Raw genomic sequence first — 20911 nt, 5'->3', positions numbered from 1 at the left:
TGATCTATAAACGCAGCCTTGACGACAAGTAAAGTACCAAGTAGTTGTCAGGACAAAATTGGGATCTTGATCGGGGAGGAATTATGTCGCGCATGCAATCCGGCCATCCTGAATCGTTCAATGCATCGCGCCGCGCTTTGTCGCTGCCCGTGGTGGTTCTTCCATGCCGGTAGCGGATCTTTTGATCGGCGGGATTTTGCTCGGCGGCGTCTACGCCTTGATGGCGTGCGGGCTCAATCTGATCTTCGGCGTGATGCGGGTGATCAATTTCGCGCATGGCGACATTCTTGCAATTGCCGCGCTGTCCACCGTCTCGATCGCCGTCGGTTTCAAGCTGCCGTTCTGGGTCGCCATCCTAGTGGTCCCGCTCGGTTGCGCGGTGTTCGGCGTCCTCATTCATCTGCTGATCCTGCGGCGCATTGAGGGGGCGCCGATGATCATGTCGCTGCTTGCGACCTACGCGCTGTCGACGATACTGGTCAACGTGGCGATCCTGATCTGGGGCGGCGGCTACAGCGGTCTGCCCGGCGTGCTCAGCGGATCGCTGCGCGTCCTCGGCGTCAACGTATCGATTTCCCGGCTGGTGTCGTTCGCCTGCGCGATTGGTGTCAGCCTTGCCGTATGGTGGTTGCTCGAGTTCACCCGCTTCGGTCGCGCGGTGCGGTCGGTGTCGCGTGCGCCGGAGCTCGCGAGCATTTCCGGCATCGCCATCGAGCGGATTCGCCTTATGACCTTCGCGTTGGGCACCGCGATGGCCGGGTTTGCCGGCGTTCTCGTCGCGCCCGCGTTTGCGGTCGATCCGCAGCTTGGCTCGCGTTTCATCATCAAGGCCTTCGCGGTCATCATCGTCGGCGGCATGGGTAGCTATCCAGGCGCCATTGCCGCCGCGCTGCTGCTTGGTGTGATCGAGGTTGTCGGGAGCTATCTTGCCGGCGCGGTGATCGGCTCAGCCTTCCTGTTCCTGTTGATGCTGGCTGTGCTCCTGGTTCGCCCGCGCGGACTGCTTGGTGCGGGAATGCGCGTATGAACCGTATGAAGAAGGTCAATTCCCTCGGCGTCGCGGGTGTGGCCGGCGTCGCCGCACTCGTTCTGCCTCTCATCGGCTCCGACTATACCGTCTCCTTTTCCATCCAGCTCCTGATCTTCCTGGTGCTGGCCTACTCCTGGAATTGGATCGGCGGATATGCCGGCTATACCCATTTCGGACAGGTGGGTTTCTTCGGCATTGGTGCATATGTCGGGTCGCTCCTGAACTTTCACTTGGGCGTGCCCTGGTATTTCGCCGCCATCATAGCGGGCCTTGCGGGAGCTTTAACCGCGATCCCGCTCGGCGGCGCCATGCTGCGCTTGAAGGGACCGTTTTTCGCCATCGGCATGTTTGGCCTGACGCGGGTATTGGAAGCCTTTGCGCTCGGCTTCGACTCCGTTACCGGCGGCGGCACCGGCATCTATCTGAAGCCGGTCAGCGATCTCCGTCCGGTCTACTATGTCGCGGCGGCAGTGGCCGGGGTCATGCTGTTCCTGACCTGGAAGCTCGACAACTCCCGGCTCGGCCTCAAGCTGCTGGCGATCCGCGAGGACGAGGATGCCGCGGAGTCGTTGGGCATTCCAACCACGCGACTGAAGATCGGCACGTTCGTGGCGTCGGCGATCGCGCCGGCTGCGATGGGCTCGCTCTATGCGGTCTATCTCGGCTTCATCGATCCGCCCACCGCCTTCGCCCCCAATATCGAGCTCACCACCATCGCGATGGTGCTGCTCGGTGGCATGGGTACGGTGCTCGGGCCGCTCTGCGGTGCGGTCGTGCTCTCCGTGGTCAACGAATTGCTGTGGGCCAACTATCCTCAGATCTACCTGGCCTCGGTCGGCGTGATCATCTTGCTTGCGGTGCTTTTCATGCCGCGTGGCATCGTCAGCCTCGGCATGAAGACCGGCTGGGTCACCGTGAGCCGGCCGCTGTTTCGCCGGCTTGCCGCACGCCATGGCGAGGCACTGTCATGAGCGACACAATCGTTGCCGTCGAGAAGGTCTCGAAGCGTTTCGCGGGCCGGATCGCGCTCGATTCCGTGGACATTGACGTGACGCGGGGTTCGATCACCGGCGTGATCGGCCCCAACGGTTCCGGCAAGTCGACGCTGTTCAACATCATTGCCGGCACGTTACGGCCCGACACCGGTCGCGTCCTGGTCGACGGGCGCAACATCACCTCGGCGTCGGCGGCGGAGATTTGCGGGCTGGGCGTTGCGCGCACCTTCCAGATCAGCCGACTGTTCGCGGAAATGACGGTGCTGGAAAATCTCGTGGCGGTCGCGCGCGGCCGTGACGATCGTGCAGCGATTGCGCTGGCAATGGAACTGCTGGAATTCCTGGAGATCGCTGATATCGCCGACCGCTGGGGAGCGGAGCTTTCCTACGGTCAACGCAAGCTCGTCGAGATCGCCCGGGCGTTGATGCTGCAGCCCAAGGTCATGCTGCTCGATGAGCCGTTCGCCGGCATCAATCCGCGCCTGCAGAACCGCATCGTCGAACATTTGAGGACGCTTTGCGCCAAGGGCATCACGGTGTTCTTCATCGATCATGAAATGCGCATCGTCCTGAACGAGTGCGATCTCGTCTACGTCCTGGCCGAGGGACGGTTGATCGCCCACGGCGATACCGCGACCGTCCGCAACGACGCCAGGGTATTGCAGGCCTATTTCTGAACAAAAAACCGCGCACAGTTGCAGGGAGGAAAGAGATGATATGGAGGTTCGTTCTGGCGGCAGCCGTAACCGTTGCCGCGCTTGCGCCAGCCGCCTTTGGCAACGCGGCTGAGCCGGTGCGGATCGGTGTGGCGTTGTCGCAGACCGGCAATCTCGCGGACTCCGCGGGGCCATATTTCAAGGGCCTCGACCTCTGGCGCGAACAGGCCAATGCTCGCGGCGGACTGGCCGGCCGCCCGATCGAGTTCGTCGTCTATGACGACCGCTCGGATCCGGCGACTGCGGCGCGGCTCTATGAGAAATTGATCACCAATGACAAAGTCAATCTTGTGATGTCCTCGCTGGGATCGGCGACCGCCGCCACGGGGTCGGCGGTGGCGGAGAAGCACAAGGTTATCATGATCAATGGCGGCGGCGCGGCTGAAGCCATCCAGCAGCGCGGTTTCAAATATGTATTCCAGACCGCCGCGCGGATCTCTTCCTATGCTGACGGCATCGTGCCGATAACGGGGAAGTACCACATCAAGTCGATAGCGCTGGTCTCGCGCGACTATGCCGCCGCACGCGACATCAGCAAGGCGATCAAGGAGTCGCTGAGCGGCAAGGACGTCAAGGTGGTGATAGACGAATATTTTCCGGCCGGCACTGCCGACTTCTCGTCCCAGATCGCCAAGGGACAGCAGCTACAGCCCGACCTTTGGATCGGATTGCTTTACCCAAGCGAGGCCATCGAAACGGTCCGCCAGTTTCACTCGATGAACTACATGCCGAAATTCTTCATCGCCAATGGCGTCTCGCAGGAGGATTTCATCACCTCCGCGGGGAAGGACGCTGAATATGCGCTCGGCATGTCGCTCTACGAGCCGTCGCTGCCGAGCGAAGGCAACAAGGAGTTCGTCAAGACCTACCGCGACAAATACGGCGTCGACCCCGGCTACTACGCGGCCTTTGGGTTCGTCGCCGGCACGGTGCTTGAGGCCGCTGTGAAGAAAGCGGGCTCGATCGACACCGAAAAGGTTCGCGAGGTTCTCACCACCTTGAAGCTGGGCACGGTGATGGGCAAGCATGAGGTCGATCCGACCACCTATATGCAGATCGGCGTACGCGGCCTCGTGGTTCAGGTCCAGAACGGAAAACGCGAGGTGATCTGGCCTGAGGAGTACAAGACCGCCGAGCCGAAATTGCCGATCCCCGCCTGGGACAAGCGCTGAGGTCCGCATGACCGTAATCCCTGCGCCACTTGAGGTTCGGAACGTCACGTCGGGCTATGGCGACGTCGCGGTCATCCGCGGCGCGAGCCTGGTTTTCCCGAAGGGTGTGATCACGACCATCGTCGGCTCGAACGGCGCCGGCAAGTCGACGGTGGTCAAAGTCGCGGCTGGCCTGCTGCGAGCCTGGAAGGGCAACATCAAGGTGCACGGCACCGACATTACCCGAGAGCCTGCCGACCGGCGGGTCTACCGCGGCATTGCTTATGTCCCGCAGGGCCGCATCGTCGTTCCGGAAATGACGGTGCGCGACAATCTGATGATCGGCGCGCATATTCTCGGCAACAACCGCGCGAGGATCGAGGCGGCGACCGAGCGTGTGATGCAGTTGTTTCCTGCACTCAAGCCACGCATGAAGCAGCAGGCCGATACCATGAGCGGCGGCGAGCAGCAGATGCTTGCAATCGGCCGGGCGCTGATGACGAGCCCCGAGATCATCATGCTTGACGAACCCTCGCTTGGCCTATCGCCGAAATTTGTCGATATCGTCTTCGAGCGGCTGATGTCGCTGCGTGACGAGGGCATGACCGTGGTGATGGTCGAGCAGAAGGCTTCGCACGCCCTCGGCATCTCCGACCGCGGCTATGTCATGCACCTCGGCCAGGTGGCCTGTGAAGGCAGCGCCAAGGATTTGCTGGCCAATGAGGATGTCAAGCGGCTGTTTCTCGGAGAGATCCCGGAAAGCATGAAGGCGCTGAGCTTCACCGATGCATGAAAAGTCAGAGTCCGCCAACGTCGCTTCCGTTGTCGATGAAGCCATTAACTCGCGCCAATCCGTGCGGGCTTTCCTGCCGACGCCGGTCGCGCGCTCCACCGTCGAGGAACTGCTGAGGCTCGCGAGCCGCAGCGCCAGCGGCAGCAACATCCAGCCATGGCGGGTTCGGGTGATCGCGGGGGACGTCAAGCAACGGTTGACGAAAGCGATCTTCGATGCCGTCGCGCGCGACGGCTTCGGGCCGTATCAGCGCGAATGGAACTATTACCCCGTTAACTGGCGCGAGCCGTTCCTGTCCCGCCGCCGCAAGATCGGCTGGGACATGTACAGCCTGCTTGGCGTCGCCAAAGGCGATTTCGAGGGCACGCAGCAGGCGCGGATGCGCAATTACGAATTCTTCGGCGCTCCCGTCGGCATCATCTTCACGCTCGACGAAGACCTGGAGATGGGGAGCTGGCTCGATCTCGGGATTTATCTCGGCACGCTCATGATCGCAGCACGCGGTCGGGGACTGCACACCTGCCCGCAAGCGGCATTCGCCGATTTCCACAAGATCATCCGGCCGATCCTCAACATTCCCGAGAAGGAGATCGTCATCTGCGGGATGGCGCTCGGCCACGTCGATCTGGAGGCGTCGATCAACGCGCTTGTGACCGAGCGCGCGGCGCTGGAGGATTTCGTCACCTTCGAAGGCTTGTGAGGCCGCGATGTCGCTCAGTCTTCCCCAGAAGATGGTTGTCGCCGAAGTCGGTCCGCGCGATGGGCTGCAGAGCTTCGCAGGCTGGATCGACACCGACACCAAGGTCGCGATGATTGATCGCTTGTCCGATCTTGGGCTGCCGGTCATCGAAGTCTCGAGCTTTGCCCATCCGAAGGCCGTTCAGCATTTGCGCGATGCGGAGGAGGTGTTCGAGCGTATCAAGCGGCGGCCGGGAACGGTGTACCGTGCGCTGGTGCCGAACGCCCGCGGCGCCCAGCGCGGCACCAAGGTTCGGGTCGACGAGATGCTCGGCCTCATCACCATCAGCGCGACCTATACGCGCAAGAATCAGAATATGACGATCGACGAGGCGATCGCGCAGAACCTCGAATCGTTTCGGATCGCCGAAGCGGGATCAATCCCCTTCGTCATGGCGCTCGGCATGGCCTTCTGGTGTGCTTATGAGGGATTGATTCCGGAAGACAATGTGATCGCCGTGGTCCGCCGGCTGCATGACGGCGGCGTGCGTCGTTTCTATCTCGCGGGCTCCCTCGGCATGGAGGATCCGGCGCATGTCAGTCGCCTGGTCTCCCGCCTGGTCGAGCTGTTTCCGGATTCGGCCTTCGGTTTTCACATCCATAATCTCGCGGGGATGGCGACGGCCAACATCCTCGCCGCGCTGGACGCTGGCGTTGCTTGGCTCGAGGGCGCGATCTGCGGGATCGGCGGCGGTATTGCAATGCCGACCAGGCTCGGCTCAGTCGGCAATTTCCCGACCGAGGATCTGGTCGCGATGCTGGATGAGATGGGGATTGCGACGGGGATCGATCCGGAGCAAGCGGTGCTCGCGTCGCATGAGATCGCACGACTGCTGCGAATCGAGCCGAAGAGCCATCGCGCGAACGGAGCGACGCGCAAATCCGTAAGCGAACTCGGCGCCCACAACCCTCATATGAGATACTCATGACGTCCAAGGTGACCTTCCGATCGCTTCTCGCTGTGCCGGCTACATCGCCGCGCTTTCTCGAGAAGGCCGCACAAACGCCCGCGGATGCGATCTTCATCGATCTCGAGGATGCGGTGATCGCCCCGCTGAAGGAGGGGGCAAGGGGTGATGCGATCAAGGCCATCAACGAGCTCGATTGGGGCCGGCGCGTCGTCGCCGTTCGCGTCAACGGTTTCGGCACCCCTTGGGGCTGCCGCGACATCCTGGACGTGGTCGAGGCCTGCGCGCGGCTCGACTACATCTTGCTTCCGAAATGCGAATCCGCCGCCGACGTGCATGCGGTGGAGGTCATGATCGCGTCCGCCGAGGCGGCCGCGCCGCGCGAGCGCAAGGTGGGGATCATGGGACTGATTGAGACCCCGCGCGGGGTCGCCGACGTCGAAGCCATCGCCCGCTCGGGCGGTCGGCTCGGCGCCCTGGTGTTCGGCGGCGGCGACTATCAGCTCGATCTGGGAAGCTTCCAGCGGGCGGTCGGCGCGCCGTCCGCCGACTACGTGGTGCTGACCGACGACGACGGGCGCGGCGGGCGGGAACGCCACTGGAACGACCTTTGGCATTTCGCGACCGCGAGGATCGCGAACGCCTGCCGGGCCTTCGGTCTTCTGCCGATCGACGGCCCGTTCTCGGTGATCCGTGATGCGGACGGCTTGCGCGCAGCGGCAAGGCGTGCAGCGGCGCTAGGCTACGAAGGCAAGATGGCGATCCATCCCTCGCAGATCGACACCATCCACGAGGTTCTGACGCCATCAGCGGATCAGATCGCGTGGGCGCGCGAGCTGATCGATGCCATGGAAGTGGCGGCTCGTGAGGGTAGGGGCGCGGTAAAGGACAAGAACGGCGACATGATCGACCTGATGCACGTCAAGCTCGCCAATAAGCTCTTCGAACGGGTGGCCCGCATCCGGAGCGTATCATGAGCGCGCTGGCGGGAATCCGGGTCCTCGATCTTGGTACGTTCATCGCCGGGCCGCACTGCGCCACCATCCTTGGCGAGTTCGGCGCCGAAGTCATCAAGGTCGAGCCTCCGAAGACTGGCGACTCGCTGAGGCGGCTCGGAACCAATACCGATTGCGGCGATACCCTGGTGTGGCTGTCCGAAGCGCGCAACAAGAAGTGCGTGACGCTGGATCTCGGCAGCGAGCGGGGGCGTGAACTCCTCCGGCAACTTGCGGCGAAGTGCGACATCATCGTGGAGAACTTCCGGCCCGGCACACTCGAAAAATGGGGGCTCGGTTACGACGAACTTAAACAGATCAATCGGGGCGCGATCCTCGTTCGGATCTCGGCCTATGGACAGGACGGGCCGATGCGCGCGCAGTTGGGCTTCGCGCGCATTGCGCACGCCTTCTCCGGATTGACTTATCTCGCCGGCGAACCCGGCGGCGTCCCGGTGGTGCCGGGTTCGACCTCGCTCGCGGACTACATGTCCGGGATGTATGGTGCGATCGGAGCCTTGGTCGCGTTGCGCGCCCGGGAGACGACCGGTGAGGGCCAATGCATCGACCTGGCGCTCTACGAGTCCGTATTCCGTGTGCTCGACGAGATCGCGCCGGCATTCCAGAAGTTTGGTTATGTGCGCGAGCGCATGGGGGCCGACACGGTGAATGTCTGCCCGCACAGCCACTACCAGACCAAGGACGGCAAATGGGTGGCCATCGCCTGTACGAGCGATCAGATGTTCGCGCGCCTGGCGGAAGCGATGGGCCGGCCGGATCTCGCCTCGGCAGAGCGCTACGGTCCGAAGGACCTTCGACTCGCTGCCCGCGAGGAGGTCAACGCGATCGTCGGCAACTGGGTCGCCTCGCTCGACTGTGAAGCCGTGCTCAAGCTCTGCGCCACCGGCGGCGTCCCGGCAAGCCTGATCTATAGCATCGAGGACATTTTCAGGGATCCGCAGTACCGTGCGCGGGGTAACATCCAAATGAAGGACTCCCGCGCCGGTACGATCGCGGTTCCGGATGTGGTGCCACGCCTTTCGGAGACGCCGGGCGAGATCCGATGGCTGGGCGCCGGCCTCGGCGCCCAAAACCATGAGGTCTATGGCAAATTGCTGGGGCTTGGCCCGGATGAGATCGACGATTTGCGAAGGAACGGGATAATCTGACCGTTCCTCAAGATTGCTTCGATCGGCATTCGAGACCGCCCGACGTCTCTCCGCTCACCTCGGCAAAACACCTACGCAGAACGGTTGATCGGTTCAATCTGGAGGGAATTCCTGGGCTATGGCGGGGCCGATGACGGCGGCACGCCGGACCAACGAGATCGGGCCAAAGACCGAAGAACCCAAAAGCCCGACGGCTCTATCCAAATCATCGGCGCCGGAATGCTGACCAGCCAGGAAAAGCAAATCCTGACCGACGAAGAACGGCAGAATCTCGTTCAATAGGGGCTGCCGGCGTTTTGTGGAATTTCGCCTGCGGCGCGACCCGAGATACCATCGACAAGGCGATCAAGAGGCGACGGTGTTGCGCTTGCAACACCGTCGTGAAGGGCGCTCCCTAGAGCATGATCTTTTCGGAAAACCGGTTTCCACCTTTCCGGATCATGCTCTAGCATTTCGTCCTGCTCAGGAGCTTCGGCTTCGCCCTTCGGTCATGATCTTTCCAATTCGGTTATCGCTCATGAGCGACAGGCAAGCTGTCGATACTCCACAAGGCCAAGGACTTGTCCGAATAGTCGCCGCCGGCCTCCGTGCAACCCTCATTGAGTATTGTATCCGGACTGGGAAACAGAAATGGAGCAGACCGAAGGTTCAGCGGCCGCCAGTCTCCATCTTCAATATCACGGTTCTGGCGAATACCCGGGAACGTCGTCGTTAGTAGCCATTTGCTTCCGGATCGCTTGATGTTTTCGATCGCGCGGCTGATCTGCGCAAATGAGAAATGCACGAAACAATCCCTGCACAAGACAAGATCGTGTCGTGGAATTGGATCTTCGACAATGTCCATGCGTCGAAATTCCCGGTCGTCCTTGCTATGCTTCAGCAAATTGGCCTCGATGATCTCAGGTACAATATCGGCGCCAAGATATCGAATGTCATCCAGGTCAGTCTCAGCCATCCATGAGAAGTCGCCGCAGGGCAGATCCAGAAACGTTCTCACGCCCAGGCCGCGCAGCAAATCCGACAATTCCTTGCGAAGCTTCTGCGTCGCAGTGATTTCGGAGCCGACGCCCGATACAGACGATTTTGCTCCCCAAAGATTGGTCTGATAGATCAGTTTGAAGCGCGCGGCGCGATCGAGGCCGATGAATTCCTGTCGTCGCTCCGCAAACCGCCTTTCGGCAAGTGCCGGACTACGTTCCCTACCAAGAAGGGTCACACAGGAACGAAGAAGCTCATATTGGCTCGCCGAGGTCTCGTTAAAGGCTTCGTCTCTGTTGCTGACGATATCGTCGTAGCCGATCGGACTAACGAATTGGCCCGCCGTAAAATCAACTCTGCGTCCATCGAGGCAATTGTAGAAATGCCACGCCCCATCGACCTTTGTCTTCAGGATATCTCCACCGAGCATTTCCTGAACCACCAAGGCGGTGACTGCGCATTGCCCTGCTGCTGGGTTGTCGCGCTGCCATTTGCTGCTGGTCTCGGCGGACCATGATTGTTGCAGCCGTCTATAAAGATCAAGGTATGATGAACATCCGGCTGTCAAAGGTGGATCCCCGTTGTAGCGGGCACCACAGTAGCGGGTGAGGCCAGATGCGACAACCATTGGATGAGTATCCGCCTTCACTCGAGGCGGGTTCGTCCCGGCTGCCCGAACATTCGAGCTGCCTATCAGCACGTCGGCTACCGGGCCAATACCAGACTCCGGGCCAATACCAGACTTGGCCGCTGCCATCACATGATCGATTTCGCCTTATGATGCACAGCGGACCAAGCCATCTGATTTGCTTGCGACACACGTGGCGTCAGCGGTGGTGCGACCTGACCCGAATTGTCGGGACGATCACAAAATCAGGGTTGGCAGCGCAGTAGGCCAAGCGGCCTGATGCGGTAGCCTGACATTGCTGGTAGCTGGTGAATCCACAATCGCCCGTGCCAGCAAACTCTTCGCCTTGGAGGCAGTACCGGTACTCGCTAGCTGCGACCGGGGTTACGCCAGTTGCGAGGACGGTCGCGGACGTCGCGAGAGCAAGAAGGAAGGTACGCATCTTTCTCTCCCACGTTGAAGTGCCCCACTCGACGCTGGGACCAAACGTGGGGGTTCGACGTGAACTGGCTCACATCACTGGACTAAAATTTTCGAGATCGACCGCGCAGATGATCGTAAGCAATGGTCCTTGGAGCTTGGGAGCGTCGAAAATGTTAACCTCTCGGCCTCGAGAATGCCGTCAGCCCCGACCGGTACAGTCTTTTATGGACCGGCGGCCAAGGTGATTGCAGACTGGTGCGACACAGCAGCCACGACATCTTGGTAGACGTCCGTGAAAGACTGGCGCAATCTCATGCGTTGTCATCCGCACGAGGAGCAGTCAAATGAAGGCCATGTCAGCGCTCGCAGCACTGGTGCTTTTGCTCGCCCCGGCTTCCGGCGCACAGGCATCCACGTTCGGTCATTGGTGTGAGCGGGCGGTGAAACAGCGGACGCTGACGCCCTCAGCGTATCGCCGGGTCAATCTCATCGAATGGCAGCAGCCGGTCTTCTTCACCCCCTATTTTGCGTGGCCTCCGCAGCAGCCGCACAGCCGCCTCGAGGCGTTCGTAGAGTATGACATTCACAACAGGTTCGGCGTTCCGCTGCGGTCTATGGCCAAGTGCGTCTATGGTCGAGAAAGCGGTTGGCCTTGATATTCCCTGTACCGCGATTCAGGTGTGCGTCGGCCAGTGTCGCTCGCGAAACCAGGTGCGGTACTCCGACGACATCTTCGTGCGCTGCGCCTGCGGCGCATGCCGCTTGCAGGTGGATGCCTCCTCGCTGTTATCTGGCGCGCCCCACCTCACCTCGACGCAGTCGTTCGGGTTATAGGCCATCTCGAAGCTCGCGGCCCGGTCAAGGACCTCCTTGAGCGACAGCGTCCACTGCGAGCCATCGCTGCGGGTGTAGGATATTTTTCGCGAGGCGAGTTCGGACGCAAGCACCCCTTGCAGTTCGCTTTGCACGTCCGCGATGCTCCTGCCGTTCGGCATCGCGTAGCGCGCCCCACGCCGCACGACGCGATCAGGATAACCCCGCACGACGTCCATCGCGATCAACAGGCGGAAATCGCGCGCCGGTGTGGAGTAATCCTCCCAGGCGCCCGAGGTCTCGAAGATCGAGGGGCCGTTGGGCATGGCCACCTCGCCGGCCTGCTTCTCCTGATATTTTCGTCCGTTTTCGACCGAGGTCACACGCGTCTTCACCTGCTCGTTCAGGCTAGCGATGGCGTCCGTCATCGCTTTCACGGGATCGAGAGGCTCGGGCGACATCACGTCGTCCATGCGATCGTAAAAATCCTCGGCACTCATCTTTGACTGATCAAGCGAAAAATCGGCGTACTGTGGATTGTTGGTGATTTCGGCGTTGGCCAACCGCCGCAACGAACCGCCTTTGTCGCGCACGATCGGCCGGAAGTGCTTGAAGCCCGGGCTGCCGAGCGCAGGATCGTGCACGAACAGGAAATTGCCGCGCCAGAAACGCTTTCGCGTGATCGACCCGTCCGGCTCGGCATCGACGGCGAGGAAGACGCCCGGCTTGCCGTCCATCTCCGGCACGCGATGAACGAGCATCAACACGTGTCCATAGGGGTCGGCGTACACCGTGCCCGGGCGGAGCGTATCTTGCGCCAGCGGAACGGTGTAGAAATCGGTGTTCTCGTCGCTCGCGGCGACCCGCACGGCGCCGGTATGCACGACGTCGCCGACGTCCCGCAGATATTCACCGAACGTTGTCGGCGGCTTTGGCTGCGGCTTCTGCGGAGCCGCAGCCGGCGCTGGTGTCTGGGCCGACGGGGGCCCGCCGAACATGTTCAGGATCCTCGGCGTCTGCCCAGGCAGCGTGGCGTCGGCGATCGTCGCCGGTGCGATCTCCTGTTCGGGCGGCGCCGGCGGACGTGTCACCTCCGGATGCTCCATGTCGAACCACTGGTAGCATTTGGGCGCCCTGCCGCCGGTGCCGCGTGAGCAATTGGAATAGCCGAACGGCAGCCCCACCTTGTAGGCAAAATAGGCGCGCAGGAAATACACGAAGTCGGCGCAGTCGGGGCGTAGGCCGGTCTTCACACTGTCTTCACCGCGACCAAGATAGTTGAACAGGAAATTGCGTGACCGGTCGCGCAGGACTTCATGCCAGGCTTTCCAGGACAGATCCTGATCGGGAGGCGCGTCGAACAGTTTCTCGATCCACGCCGAGAACAAGGCTTCCGTCTCGTGATTCCAGCCGTTGTGCACCTTCCAGAAGCGGCCGGGGGGAATAGCCACAGGGGCCGGTTTGCGCGCGCTCACGGAGATGTCGTGAGTGATCGTGCTGCAATCCGCCGTCGGGTGGTCGAGCGCGAGCGTGGCGTGCCACGTCCCCGCGGCCGGCTCGGCAACCTCGGCGAACCAGGAGTACGGCGCACCGCCGTGCCGATCGGACGATTTGGCCGCGACGCTTCCGTCGGGCGCGACCAGCGACATCACACCCTCGAGCGGCTTTTCACTGACGATCATGACGCGCAGCGGCGCCCCCTTCCACGGAGCGAACGGCGAGGGCAAGACCGAGATCTCGGCCGCCTCCCGGCACGGGCCCGACGCCGCGTGGGCCGGCGATCCCAATGTTGCGAAAATGAACGCGGCTGTTGCAGCAGAAAACCGGCTGGCGAGATGCATTTTGACAACCTTTCTGGAGGAAGCCGGAACCGCACTCGGCCCTTCCGATCCCCACCCGGACGTCCTGGCTCGGCCGCTGCTATTTTCACGCGCCGTCGCTGTCCCGGCTGAGGTCAGTTGCCACTCCAGCCGGCGAAGCTCTCAAAGCAGAAGCCGAGCATGCGAATAACCGAGGACCACGATTGTCAGGCGAAACGCCGTAGATATGGCGAAAACCGGCGCGGCGCGATTTTGTGAAGTGGTTGTGGCCGCGCTGCCACGCAGAGGTCAGTGATACTGACCAATGCGGGATGTCCCTGCGGGTCCAAAAAGCGGCGGTCGAGGCAGGCGCACAGCGATGTCCGCCCTGGTTCAGACAACCGACATGGTGAAAGCGCGCGCGGTTCAGCTCAGGGGCCAGCAGGCGACATTACCCCAAGTCATTCCGTCGACAGAGGTACACCGTTCGTCCGCCCGCCTGCGCATCGTTCGTCGCGTGTTCCAGCACGCTGAACCCAAAACGCTCGGTAAACATCTCGTATTCGGCAGGTGATAGGCTCGCGTGATACAGCGGATCGCCCCTGTATTCGCCAACGCTCTCACAGTGCTGCGGTCCGGTATTGAACATCAATATCGTTCCGACAGAGGCGTGGTCAGCAAAAACCGCAAACATTCTTCGCTGGTCGTCGTGATTGAGATGAAAGAAGCTGTCCCACGCGAGTATGCCGTCGAACCGCCGACCGAGCCACAATTGCCGCATATCCGCGACAATCCATTCTTGATCGGGCAGCCGATCACGGCAGAACGATATCATTGTCGGTGAGGAGTCGACGCCGGTCACGCGCAGTCCTCGTTCAATCATGTGCTGCGCAACCGGTTGCCCTGGACCACAGCCGAGATCAAGCACCGTGGCGTTCTTGGCGAGTCGGCCGATGAAGCGGTCGTGCCAGACCTTATCGTTCCAATGGGCGTTCTGACGATCGCGGTCCCACGCTGCTGCGTGCTTCTCGTAGTGAGGGATAATCTGGCTGGCGAGGTCAGATACGGTCGCACCCCTTACGGATCCAGCTCGGTGTCCCAGTACAGGTAGTCGAGCCAGCTATCGTGCAGATAGTTTGGCGGGAACAGGCGGCCGTTGCGGTGGAGCTGGTGCACGGTCGGTGCGAACGGCGTCTGCTTCGGAAACATCTTGGCCTGCTGCGTCGTCAGGTTGCCCTTCCTGAGGTTACAGGGCGAGCAGGCCGCGACGACATTCTCCCAAGTCGTCTGGCCGCCTTTGCTGCGCGGGATGATGTGATCGAAGGTGAGATCGTCAGGCGAATTGCAGTACTGGCAGGCGAAACGATCGCGCAGGAAAACGTTGAAACGCGTGAAGGCGGGGTGCGTGGTCGGCTTGACGAAGGATTTCAGCGAGACGACGCTTGGGAGCTGGATTTCGAAGGACGGGCTCCGGACCGCCCGGTCGTAATATTCGACGATATTTACGCGATCGAGGAAGACTGCCTTGATCGCATCCTGCCACGACCATAGCGACAGGGGGTAATAACTCAGCGGCCGAAAGTCCGCGTTCAGGACCAGTACCGGCCAACCGCCTTGCGAGACATGTGCGTTCAAGTAACGCTCCCGGCCTCCATATCGCTGCGAAGCAGCATGTACTGACATACTACATGCAGCGTGACGGGATTGTGAAGAGCGTTGAGCCGTTTATCGTATTCCACGCTGCCATGATCCCGCCGTGATTGCCACCCGCCTGCAGGGCCCGTAAACGAGGCCGCAGATACCTCCTGCGTCGGCGGCCTCTGCAATGCTCACCAAGTCCCGCTATCTCGAGGCTCCACGCCGGCTGCGCGCCTTCGTCCGCGCGCATGAAACGAGCCTGGTGGTCCTGGCGGTGCTGACGGGAACCATTGGCGGGCTGGTGGTCGCGGCCATGAGCGGCGCGGTCTCGGTCCTGCATGTCGCCCTGTTCGACCTGCCGTTCGGCGAGCGGCTCTCCAGCCAGATCAGCCTCGACCCGCTGCGCGCCGTGCTGGTTCCGAGCCTGGGCGGGCTGCTGCTGGGCCTGGCCTTTCTCGCGCTGGCGCGCTGGCGGCCGAAGCGCGAGATCGATCCGATCGAGGCCAATGCCCTCTATGGCGGGCGGATGTCGTTCCGCGGCAGCGTGATCGTCGCGTTGCAGACGATCTGGTCCTCCGGCGTCGGCGCCTCGGTCGGGCTCGAGGCGGGTTATACGCAGCTCTCCAGCGGCATCGCAGCTTCGGTCGGCCGCGCCTTCCACCTGCGCCGCATCGACCAGCGCATCATGGTCGGGTGCGGAGCGGCGGCGGCGATCGCCGGCGCCTTCGGCGCGCCGCTGGCCGGCGCCTTCTATGCTTTCGAACTTGTGATCGGCGGCTATACGCCCGCGAGCCTGGCGCCGGTCGGGGTCGCCGCGGTCGCCGGCTATTTCGTCGCCCATTCCTTCAGCGTGCTGACGCTGGGGATAGGCGTCGATACCGTCGGCGATGTGCTGGGGCGCGACCTTGCCATCGCCGCGCTGCTCGGTGTGCTGGCGGCGCTGTTCGGCATCGCCATCATGCGCGGCGTCACGCTGTGCGAAACGCTGCTCGGAAAGACAGGGCTCTGGCCGCCATTGCGTACGGCGCTCGGCGGCTTTGCGGTCGGGCTGATGGCGCTGCTGACGCCGCAGGTGATGTCCTCGGGTCATGGCGCGCTGCATCTCGGCGGCATCGTGTCGATGCCGTTCGCCTTCATGGCTGGCGTGCTGATCCTGAAAGCGATCGCCTCGATCGTCTCGCTCGGCAGCGGGTTTCGCGGCGGCTTGTTCTTCGCCACGCTGTTCATGGGCGCGCTGGGCGGCCGGCTGTTCGCCGCCGGTTGCGACATGCTGTGGCCGGGCCTCCAGCTCGATCCCGACGTCTATGCGGTGATCGGCATGAGCGCGTTGTCGGCGTCGGTGATCGGCGGACCGCTGACGATGTCCTTCATCGCGCTGGAATCGACCGGCAATCTCTGGCTCACCACGGCGGTGCTGGTCTCCGTCATCATCTCCACCATGATCACGCGGGAACTGTTCGGCTATTCATTTGCGACCTGGCGCTTGCATCTGCGCGGCGAGACCATCCGCAGCGCCGCCGATGTCGGCTGGATCCGCGATCTCACGGTGGACAAATTGATGCGCCGGGATATGACGACCGTGAATGCGGACGTGCCAATAGCGCAGTTCCGCAAGCAGTTCCCGCTCGGCTCCAAAACCCAGGTGGTTGCGGTCGATGGCGAGGGGCGTTACGCCGGGTTGGCATTGATCGCGGACGCGCATGCGGCCGATATCGATATGCACAACGGCCTCGCCGGCATTCTGCGCCACAGCGACGTGGTGTTGCATCCGTCCATGAACATCCAGGAAGCGATTGCGGTATTCGATGCAGCAGAAGCGGAATCGCTCGCCGTGGTCGAGGAGGGCGCGGAGCGCTGTCCGATCGGCCTCCTCACCGAAGCGCACGCGATGCGGCGTTACGCCGAGGAATCCGAACAGCGCCGGCGCGAGGTGATCGGCGAGGTCTGATCGCGGCAGGAAACTACGCCGGAATCTTCTCCAGCTTCTGCAGGCAGCGCGCCACCCTCACTTCGGCAGGCATCTCGGCATCGGGAAAGCTGGTCTTCCAGTCGGTGACGCCGACCTCGCCGACATAGATGTCGCCCCTGGAATCGAGCGCGATGCCGTGCGGCGCCAGGAACTTGCCGGTCTCGACACCGGGACCGCTTTCGCCGCCGAGCCGCGCGATGCGGTTGCCCTTGGCGTCGACGATGGTGAGCCGTGGCCCGAGATTAGGCACCTTGCGGTTGACCGCCATGCCCGGACCGAGTTCGCCGATCACGAAATTCGGTTGCCTGCCGCCGCAACAGCAGAGCGCGCAGGGACGGTGCAGGTTATTCCACTGCGTCTCGTATTTCCCGTTGCCGTCGAACACCTGCACGCGATGGTTCTCGCGGTCGGCGACATAGACAAAGCCGTCAGCATCGGTTGCGATGTTATGGACGATGTTGAATTGCCCGGGATCGGTGCCGGGCTCGCCCCAGCTCTGCATCAGCTTGCCGTCAGGCGTGAATTTGTGGACACGTGCGTTGCCGTAGCCGTCGGAGACGTAGATCTCGCCCTTCGGCGACAGCGCGGTGTGGGTGCAGCGGTTCAACGGCTCGCCGCTCATGAACGGCGCGGGCTTGCTCGGGATGCCGATCGTGAGCAGCACCTTGCCCTCGGGTGAGCATTTGCGCACGGTGTGGTCGCCGTCGTCGGTGCAATAGAGGTTGTCATCGGCATCGATGTGCAGGCCGTGGGCGCGGGAGAACAGGCCTTCGCCCCAGCTACGCGGGAAATTGCCGTCGCGGTCGAACACGACCATCGGGTGCGCGCCGCGGTTGAAGACATAGATGCGGTCCTTGCTGTCGACCCCGACGGAGGCGACGTCGGTGAGCTGCCAGCCGTCGGGCAGCTTGGCCCAGTTCTGAACCACGCGGTAGCGGTGCTCGCCGGAGCCGAGGATGGTCGGCATGTGATTTCCTCCCCCAGGTCGTTGTCATTCCGGGATGCACCGCAAGGCGCAGGCCCGGAATCCATACTCACGATGGTGGTTATGGATTCCGGGCTCGCGCTTCGCGCGCCCCGGAATGACGGTGTGAATCATGCAAACGTCGCCCGCGGCCCGACGTCGCGCGGCAGCAGGCCTTCCTCGATCGCCTTGATCTGCAGCGCCAGATGCTTCGAGCCGATCCGGCATTGCGCCAGTCCGCCCGCGATCAGCCAGAGGCCCGCCTGGCGCGTGCGGGTGTACATGTTGCGGAGCTCCTGCTCCTCGCCAAAGCCCCAGATCGTGCCGACGCGGTCGGCGACATCGGCGCCGAACAGCTTCTTCACCAACTCCTCCTGGCGCTTGTAGCCGGTCGCGAGCACCACGAGGTCGGCAGCGGCCAGCTCGCCATCCTTCATCCTGGCGCCATCGGCCACAAACGTCGCGACGTCGGCAAACTGCTTCAACGCGATCTCGCCTTTCACGATCAGGTCGGAGCAGCCGACGTTGAAATAATAACCGCCGCCGCGGGTGAGATATTTGAACTGCCAGCCGGTGTTGTCCTCGCCATAGTCGAGCTTGAAGCCGACGCGTGCCAGGCCCTCGAGCAGGTCCTTGTCGAGCGCCTTTGATTTTTCAGCCACCATCGCATGGCTCTTGCGCCCCAGCTTGAGCGGCATCGACATCGTGATCAGATCGTTATCGTCGAGCGTCCCATCATTGTAGGGTGCGTAGACGAGCTGCGCCGACGGCTCGATGCTGACCACCAGCGTCGGGCTGCGCTGCACCAACGTCACGTTGGCGCCGCTGGAATAAAGGTCCTGCGCGATGTCGTGGCCGCTATTGCCGGTGCCGATCACGATGGCGCGTTTGCCTTTCCAGTTCTCGCCGTCGTCATAGCGGCTGGAATGCATGACCTTGCCGGAAAAATCCTTCAGGCCGGCAATATCAGGCACGTTCGGAATGCCGCTGACGCCGGTCGCAAGTACCACATGGTGCGGATGCATCTCGCGCCTCGCGCCATCGGCGCAGCGCAGCCTCACCGTCCAGCGGCCTTCGTTCTCCTCGTATTGCCCGCCTTCGAACTCGGTGCTGGTCCAGAAGTTCAGCTCCATGGCGTCGACATAGGCTTCGAACCAGTTGGCGAGCTTGTCCTTCGGGATATAGGTCGGCCAGTTCGGCGGGAAGTGCATGTAGGGCAGGTGGTTGACCTGCACCTGGTTGTGCAGCGTCAGCGCGTGATAGCGCTTGCGCCAATTGTCGCCGATGCGCTCCTCTCGGTCGACGATCAGCGTATCGACCTGTAACTGCTTCAGCCGTGCGGCGATGCAGAGCCCGCTCTGGCCGCCGCCGACAACGAGCACGGTCGGATCGCGGTCGGCATAGTCGGTCGACGCCTTGCGGAGGTCGAGCCAGTTCGGCCCGCGGAAATCACGCGAATAGGCATTGCCGCGCGGGCGGTTGACGCCGAGCTGCTCCTCAAAACCCTTGAGCTCGCGGAGCTCGGTCAGGAGCGTCCAGGCCTTCAGCGTATTGCCGTCGGTGGCATCGGGGATCAGGCGGACGATGCCGCTGCCGCGACCGATCGTGGTTTCGAACTTGAACATCGCCTCGATCGCATTGGTGCCGGCGCGCATCACCTTGCGTGGTGCGCGGCGGTCGGGATCGATCGTCAGGCGGCGTGGTGCCGCGCGGCCCGCATGCCGCTTCAGCTCGGCAATGATGGCGTCCGCGCCGTCGACGGTCTGGATGTTCCAGCTCAGCGCCAGTATGTCGCGCCAGAAACTATCGGGGAGAAACAGGAAATTGAGCGCGCCGTCGCCGGGCTTGCGAAGTGCGTCCTCGAATCGCGCGAGCCAAGTGTCGGCGGCCACCGAGATGTCGTCGGTCTTGTCGAGCATGAGCGTTTCCCATCACGGCCGTCTCCGCGGCGTGTTCCCTTGCAGCCTACACCTATTCGGCAGGCCGCAGAAAGGCCGTGACGGGATGTCGGCTATTCCGAGAGTGTAAGGATATGCCCCAATTCCGGCGGCACCCGGCCGTTGAGGGTATCAATATAGGCCGTTTGCACGGCGGCAGGCCCGCGGCCTTCGGTCACCTTGAGCCATTGTTCGAGCTTTGGCGCGAAGCCGGACCAGGCTGGGCCGAAGCGGGTCTCGATTCCGCCCGGTCCCCACTCCTTGGCGCGCTTGCGGATCTGCTCGGGCGCGGAGAACCAGCTCGGCTTGGCGCCCGGCAGCTCCGGCTCGTTCTCCGATGAGCGACGATGCGTCAGTCCGACGCGCCCGGAATACTTCATCTGCGCACCGAAATGCCGGTGCAGCGTTTCACGCAAGCCGCTGTTGCCGGCCATGTCGATGAACGCCGCCGGCCGATCGGCAGCCAGCGATGCGACGCGATCATAGGTGATGACCTCGTCGTAGCAGCCGAGCGATTTCACGAAGCCGGTATTCGATGGAGAGGTCAGGCCGATCACCTTGATGCCTCTGGTGTGCAAGAGATGCGCGAGCCCGAAGGCGGTCTTGCTGGAGGCGGAGGAGAGCATCACGCTCTCGGCGCCAAAAAATCCGTTCTCGGTGAGGAAATCGTCGACCAGGAACGACAACATGAACAATGGCCGCAGCAAGGCCTGGTAGTCGCCCTGCCGCCCGGCAAAGGCGGCATTGCCGCTCACGCGCGCATAGGCGTTGTAGACCGGCGCCACGCCCTGCCGATGTGGGGCGCCGTCGCGCAGGCCGCGCTTGCTGACATCGGCGGCCTCGATCACAAGATGCGTCGCCATCGGAAAATAGCCGAACAGCCGTTCGCCTTCGGAAACGTTCGGATGGCGGGAGGCGATCACCTCGCCAAATCCCCACACCGGAATGTTGCCGAACCCTTCCGGTGCAGGGAAGAGCTGCCAGTATTTCAGCTCGTCGCCGAGCACCGCATAGGTGATGTTGTTGGCGGTCAGCGCAAAGCTCGTCACCTTGACCAACAACGTCTCGCTTGGAAGCGCGGCGGCATCGGGCAGCGTCTGCTCGATGAACTTGCATTGCTTGAGATCGTTGCGGGCGACGACGAAGTCGGTCGATTTCATGGCGGCGGCTCCGGCTCGTGACGTGCCGCCATCTTTGCGTCGGGCGATGGAGGTTTTGCAACAGCAACATAGTTTAAAACGCTGTTCGCTTCCGGCGGATGCGACGA

The 20911-nt window shown here is 62.5% G+C and carries 20 protein-coding genes; 11 read left to right on the top strand and 9 right to left on the bottom strand.

Annotation, left to right across the window (positions count from 1 at the left end):
- Positions 1-163: 163 nt before the first annotated feature.
- The 9 genes from ACZYOF_RS20725 to ACZYOF_RS20685 are packed head-to-tail and all read left to right on the top strand — an operon-like array spanning position 164 to position 8495.
- The gene (locus ACZYOF_RS20725) at positions 164-1027 is read left to right on the top strand and encodes a branched-chain amino acid ABC transporter permease (RefSeq protein ID WP_463716950.1); all 864 of its coding nucleotides are present in this window, start codon (positions 164-166) and stop codon (positions 1025-1027) included.
- Complete coding sequence (locus ACZYOF_RS20720) at positions 1024-2001, top strand: branched-chain amino acid ABC transporter permease (protein WP_463716949.1); 978 nt, start codon at positions 1024-1026, stop codon at positions 1999-2001. Before ACZYOF_RS20725 ends, ACZYOF_RS20720 begins: the two co-directional genes overlap by 4 nt.
- Entirely contained in the window at positions 1998-2702 is a 705-nt protein-coding gene (locus ACZYOF_RS20715; protein ID WP_282530213.1) for an ABC transporter ATP-binding protein, read from the top strand. The genes ACZYOF_RS20720 and ACZYOF_RS20715 overlap by 4 nt, the downstream gene beginning before the upstream one ends.
- Before the next feature lie 35 nt (positions 2703-2737).
- A complete protein-coding gene (locus ACZYOF_RS20710; protein WP_282530214.1) occupies positions 2738-3913 on the top strand; it encodes an amino acid ABC transporter substrate-binding protein in 1176 nt (391 codons plus the stop codon).
- 7 nt (positions 3914-3920) lie between these two features.
- A complete protein-coding gene (locus ACZYOF_RS20705) occupies positions 3921-4685 on the top strand; it encodes an ABC transporter ATP-binding protein (RefSeq protein WP_282530215.1) in 765 nt (254 codons plus the stop codon).
- Entirely contained in the window at positions 4678-5385 is a 708-nt protein-coding gene (locus ACZYOF_RS20700) for a nitroreductase (protein ID WP_463716948.1), read from the top strand. Before ACZYOF_RS20705 ends, ACZYOF_RS20700 begins: the two co-directional genes overlap by 8 nt.
- A 7-nt stretch (positions 5386-5392) precedes the next feature.
- On the top strand, positions 5393-6352 hold the full coding sequence (locus ACZYOF_RS20695; RefSeq protein ID WP_463716947.1) for a hydroxymethylglutaryl-CoA lyase: 960 nt from the start codon (positions 5393-5395) through the stop codon (positions 6350-6352).
- Positions 6349-7308: an HpcH/HpaI aldolase/citrate lyase family protein gene (locus tag ACZYOF_RS20690; RefSeq protein ID WP_463716946.1), complete on the top strand. Its 960-nt coding sequence runs from the start codon at positions 6349-6351 to the stop codon at positions 7306-7308. Before ACZYOF_RS20695 ends, ACZYOF_RS20690 begins: the two co-directional genes overlap by 4 nt.
- Complete coding sequence (locus ACZYOF_RS20685; RefSeq protein WP_463716945.1) at positions 7305-8495, top strand: CaiB/BaiF CoA transferase family protein; 1191 nt, start codon at positions 7305-7307, stop codon at positions 8493-8495. Before ACZYOF_RS20690 ends, ACZYOF_RS20685 begins: the two co-directional genes overlap by 4 nt.
- Positions 8496-8588: 93 nt before the next feature.
- Here ACZYOF_RS20685 and ACZYOF_RS20680 read toward each other — a convergent pair whose 3' ends face one another.
- From ACZYOF_RS20680 to ACZYOF_RS20670, 3 genes are all read right to left on the bottom strand, one after another.
- Complete coding sequence (locus ACZYOF_RS20680; RefSeq protein WP_463716944.1) at positions 8589-8774, bottom strand: hypothetical protein; 186 nt, start codon at positions 8772-8774, stop codon at positions 8589-8591.
- Between the two features lie 229 nt (positions 8775-9003).
- Entirely contained in the window at positions 9004-10230 is a 1227-nt protein-coding gene (locus ACZYOF_RS20675) for a class I SAM-dependent methyltransferase (protein ID WP_463716943.1), read from the bottom strand.
- Between the two features lie 70 nt (positions 10231-10300).
- Entirely contained in the window at positions 10301-10543 is a 243-nt protein-coding gene (locus ACZYOF_RS20670; protein WP_130581505.1) for a DUF3551 domain-containing protein, read from the bottom strand.
- Positions 10544-10868: 325 nt separating this feature from the next.
- On the opposite strand from ACZYOF_RS20670, the gene ACZYOF_RS20665 reads away from it, so the two are divergent.
- Entirely contained in the window at positions 10869-11180 is a 312-nt protein-coding gene (locus ACZYOF_RS20665; RefSeq protein WP_282530221.1) for a hypothetical protein, read from the top strand.
- Between the two features lie 18 nt (positions 11181-11198).
- On the opposite strand, the gene ACZYOF_RS20660 is transcribed toward ACZYOF_RS20665, so the two are convergent.
- From ACZYOF_RS20660 to ACZYOF_RS20650, 3 genes are all read right to left on the bottom strand, one after another.
- A complete protein-coding gene (locus tag ACZYOF_RS20660; protein WP_463716942.1) occupies positions 11199-13178 on the bottom strand; it encodes a hypothetical protein in 1980 nt (659 codons plus the stop codon).
- A gap of 409 nt (positions 13179-13587) precedes the next feature.
- Positions 13588-14091 (bottom strand): class I SAM-dependent methyltransferase, encoded by a 504-nt coding sequence (locus ACZYOF_RS20655; protein WP_463700242.1) that lies wholly within the window; start codon positions 14089-14091, stop codon positions 13588-13590.
- Positions 14092-14213: 122 nt separating this feature from the next.
- Complete coding sequence (locus tag ACZYOF_RS20650) at positions 14214-14771, bottom strand: HNH endonuclease (RefSeq protein WP_028163793.1); 558 nt, start codon at positions 14769-14771, stop codon at positions 14214-14216.
- A 190-nt stretch (positions 14772-14961) separates the two neighbouring features.
- On the opposite strand from ACZYOF_RS20650, the gene ACZYOF_RS20645 reads away from it, so the two are divergent.
- Entirely contained in the window at positions 14962-16722 is a 1761-nt protein-coding gene (locus ACZYOF_RS20645; protein ID WP_463716941.1) for a chloride channel protein, read from the top strand.
- A 13-nt stretch (positions 16723-16735) separates the two neighbouring features.
- Here ACZYOF_RS20645 and ACZYOF_RS20640 read toward each other — a convergent pair whose 3' ends face one another.
- The 3 genes from ACZYOF_RS20640 to ACZYOF_RS20630 all read right to left on the bottom strand — a co-directional run bounded on the left by ACZYOF_RS20640 (position 16736) and on the right by ACZYOF_RS20630 (position 20804).
- Positions 16736-17710 (bottom strand): peptidyl-alpha-hydroxyglycine alpha-amidating lyase family protein, encoded by a 975-nt coding sequence (locus ACZYOF_RS20640; RefSeq protein ID WP_463716940.1) that lies wholly within the window; start codon positions 17708-17710, stop codon positions 16736-16738.
- Positions 17711-17838: 128 nt separating this feature from the next.
- The gene (locus tag ACZYOF_RS20635) at positions 17839-19626 is read right to left on the bottom strand and encodes a flavin-containing monooxygenase (RefSeq protein WP_463716939.1); all 1788 of its coding nucleotides are present in this window, start codon (positions 19624-19626) and stop codon (positions 17839-17841) included.
- Between the two features lie 92 nt (positions 19627-19718).
- On the bottom strand, positions 19719-20804 hold the full coding sequence (locus tag ACZYOF_RS20630) for a DUF2855 family protein (RefSeq protein ID WP_463716938.1): 1086 nt from the start codon (positions 20802-20804) through the stop codon (positions 19719-19721).
- Between the last annotated feature and the right edge of the window lie 107 nt (positions 20805-20911).

This window comes from Bradyrhizobium sp. LeoA1Lang, from assembly GCF_055413685.1.
The sequence above is the reverse complement of the archived record's forward strand: the minus strand, read 5'-3'. Positions and strand labels throughout refer to the sequence as shown.

What these genes read in the sequence shown, in the direction of transcription:
- ACZYOF_RS20630 (WP_463716938.1), bottom strand. Translation starts at nt 20,804, where the DNA reads ATGAAATCGACCGACTTCGTCGTCGCCCGCAACGATCTCAAGCAATGC.
- ACZYOF_RS20715 (WP_282530213.1), top strand. Translation starts at nt 1,998, where the DNA reads ATGAGCGACACAATCGTTGCCGTCGAGAAGGTCTCGAAGCGTTTCGCG.
- ACZYOF_RS20690 (WP_463716946.1), top strand. Translation starts at nt 6,349, where the DNA reads ATGACGTCCAAGGTGACCTTCCGATCGCTTCTCGCTGTGCCGGCTACA.
- ACZYOF_RS20725 (WP_463716950.1), top strand. Translation starts at nt 164, where the DNA reads ATGCCGGTAGCGGATCTTTTGATCGGCGGGATTTTGCTCGGCGGCGTC.
- ACZYOF_RS20665 (WP_282530221.1), top strand. Translation starts at nt 10,869, where the DNA reads ATGAAGGCCATGTCAGCGCTCGCAGCACTGGTGCTTTTGCTCGCCCCG.
- ACZYOF_RS20700 (WP_463716948.1), top strand. Translation starts at nt 4,678, where the DNA reads ATGCATGAAAAGTCAGAGTCCGCCAACGTCGCTTCCGTTGTCGATGAA.
- ACZYOF_RS20660 (WP_463716942.1), bottom strand. Translation starts at nt 13,178, where the DNA reads ATGCATCTCGCCAGCCGGTTTTCTGCTGCAACAGCCGCGTTCATTTTC.
- ACZYOF_RS20675 (WP_463716943.1), bottom strand. Translation starts at nt 10,230, where the DNA reads ATGGCAGCGGCCAAGTCTGGTATTGGCCCGGAGTCTGGTATTGGCCCG.
- ACZYOF_RS20635 (WP_463716939.1), bottom strand. Translation starts at nt 19,626, where the DNA reads ATGCTCGACAAGACCGACGACATCTCGGTGGCCGCCGACACTTGGCTC.
- ACZYOF_RS20720 (WP_463716949.1), top strand. Translation starts at nt 1,024, where the DNA reads ATGAACCGTATGAAGAAGGTCAATTCCCTCGGCGTCGCGGGTGTGGCC.
- ACZYOF_RS20695 (WP_463716947.1), top strand. Translation starts at nt 5,393, where the DNA reads ATGTCGCTCAGTCTTCCCCAGAAGATGGTTGTCGCCGAAGTCGGTCCG.
- ACZYOF_RS20670 (WP_130581505.1), bottom strand. Translation starts at nt 10,543, where the DNA reads ATGCGTACCTTCCTTCTTGCTCTCGCGACGTCCGCGACCGTCCTCGCA.
- ACZYOF_RS20705 (WP_282530215.1), top strand. Translation starts at nt 3,921, where the DNA reads ATGACCGTAATCCCTGCGCCACTTGAGGTTCGGAACGTCACGTCGGGC.
- ACZYOF_RS20640 (WP_463716940.1), bottom strand. Translation starts at nt 17,710, where the DNA reads ATGCCGACCATCCTCGGCTCCGGCGAGCACCGCTACCGCGTGGTTCAG.
- ACZYOF_RS20685 (WP_463716945.1), top strand. Translation starts at nt 7,305, where the DNA reads ATGAGCGCGCTGGCGGGAATCCGGGTCCTCGATCTTGGTACGTTCATC.
- ACZYOF_RS20710 (WP_282530214.1), top strand. Translation starts at nt 2,738, where the DNA reads ATGATATGGAGGTTCGTTCTGGCGGCAGCCGTAACCGTTGCCGCGCTT.
- ACZYOF_RS20645 (WP_463716941.1), top strand. Translation starts at nt 14,962, where the DNA reads ATGCTCACCAAGTCCCGCTATCTCGAGGCTCCACGCCGGCTGCGCGCC.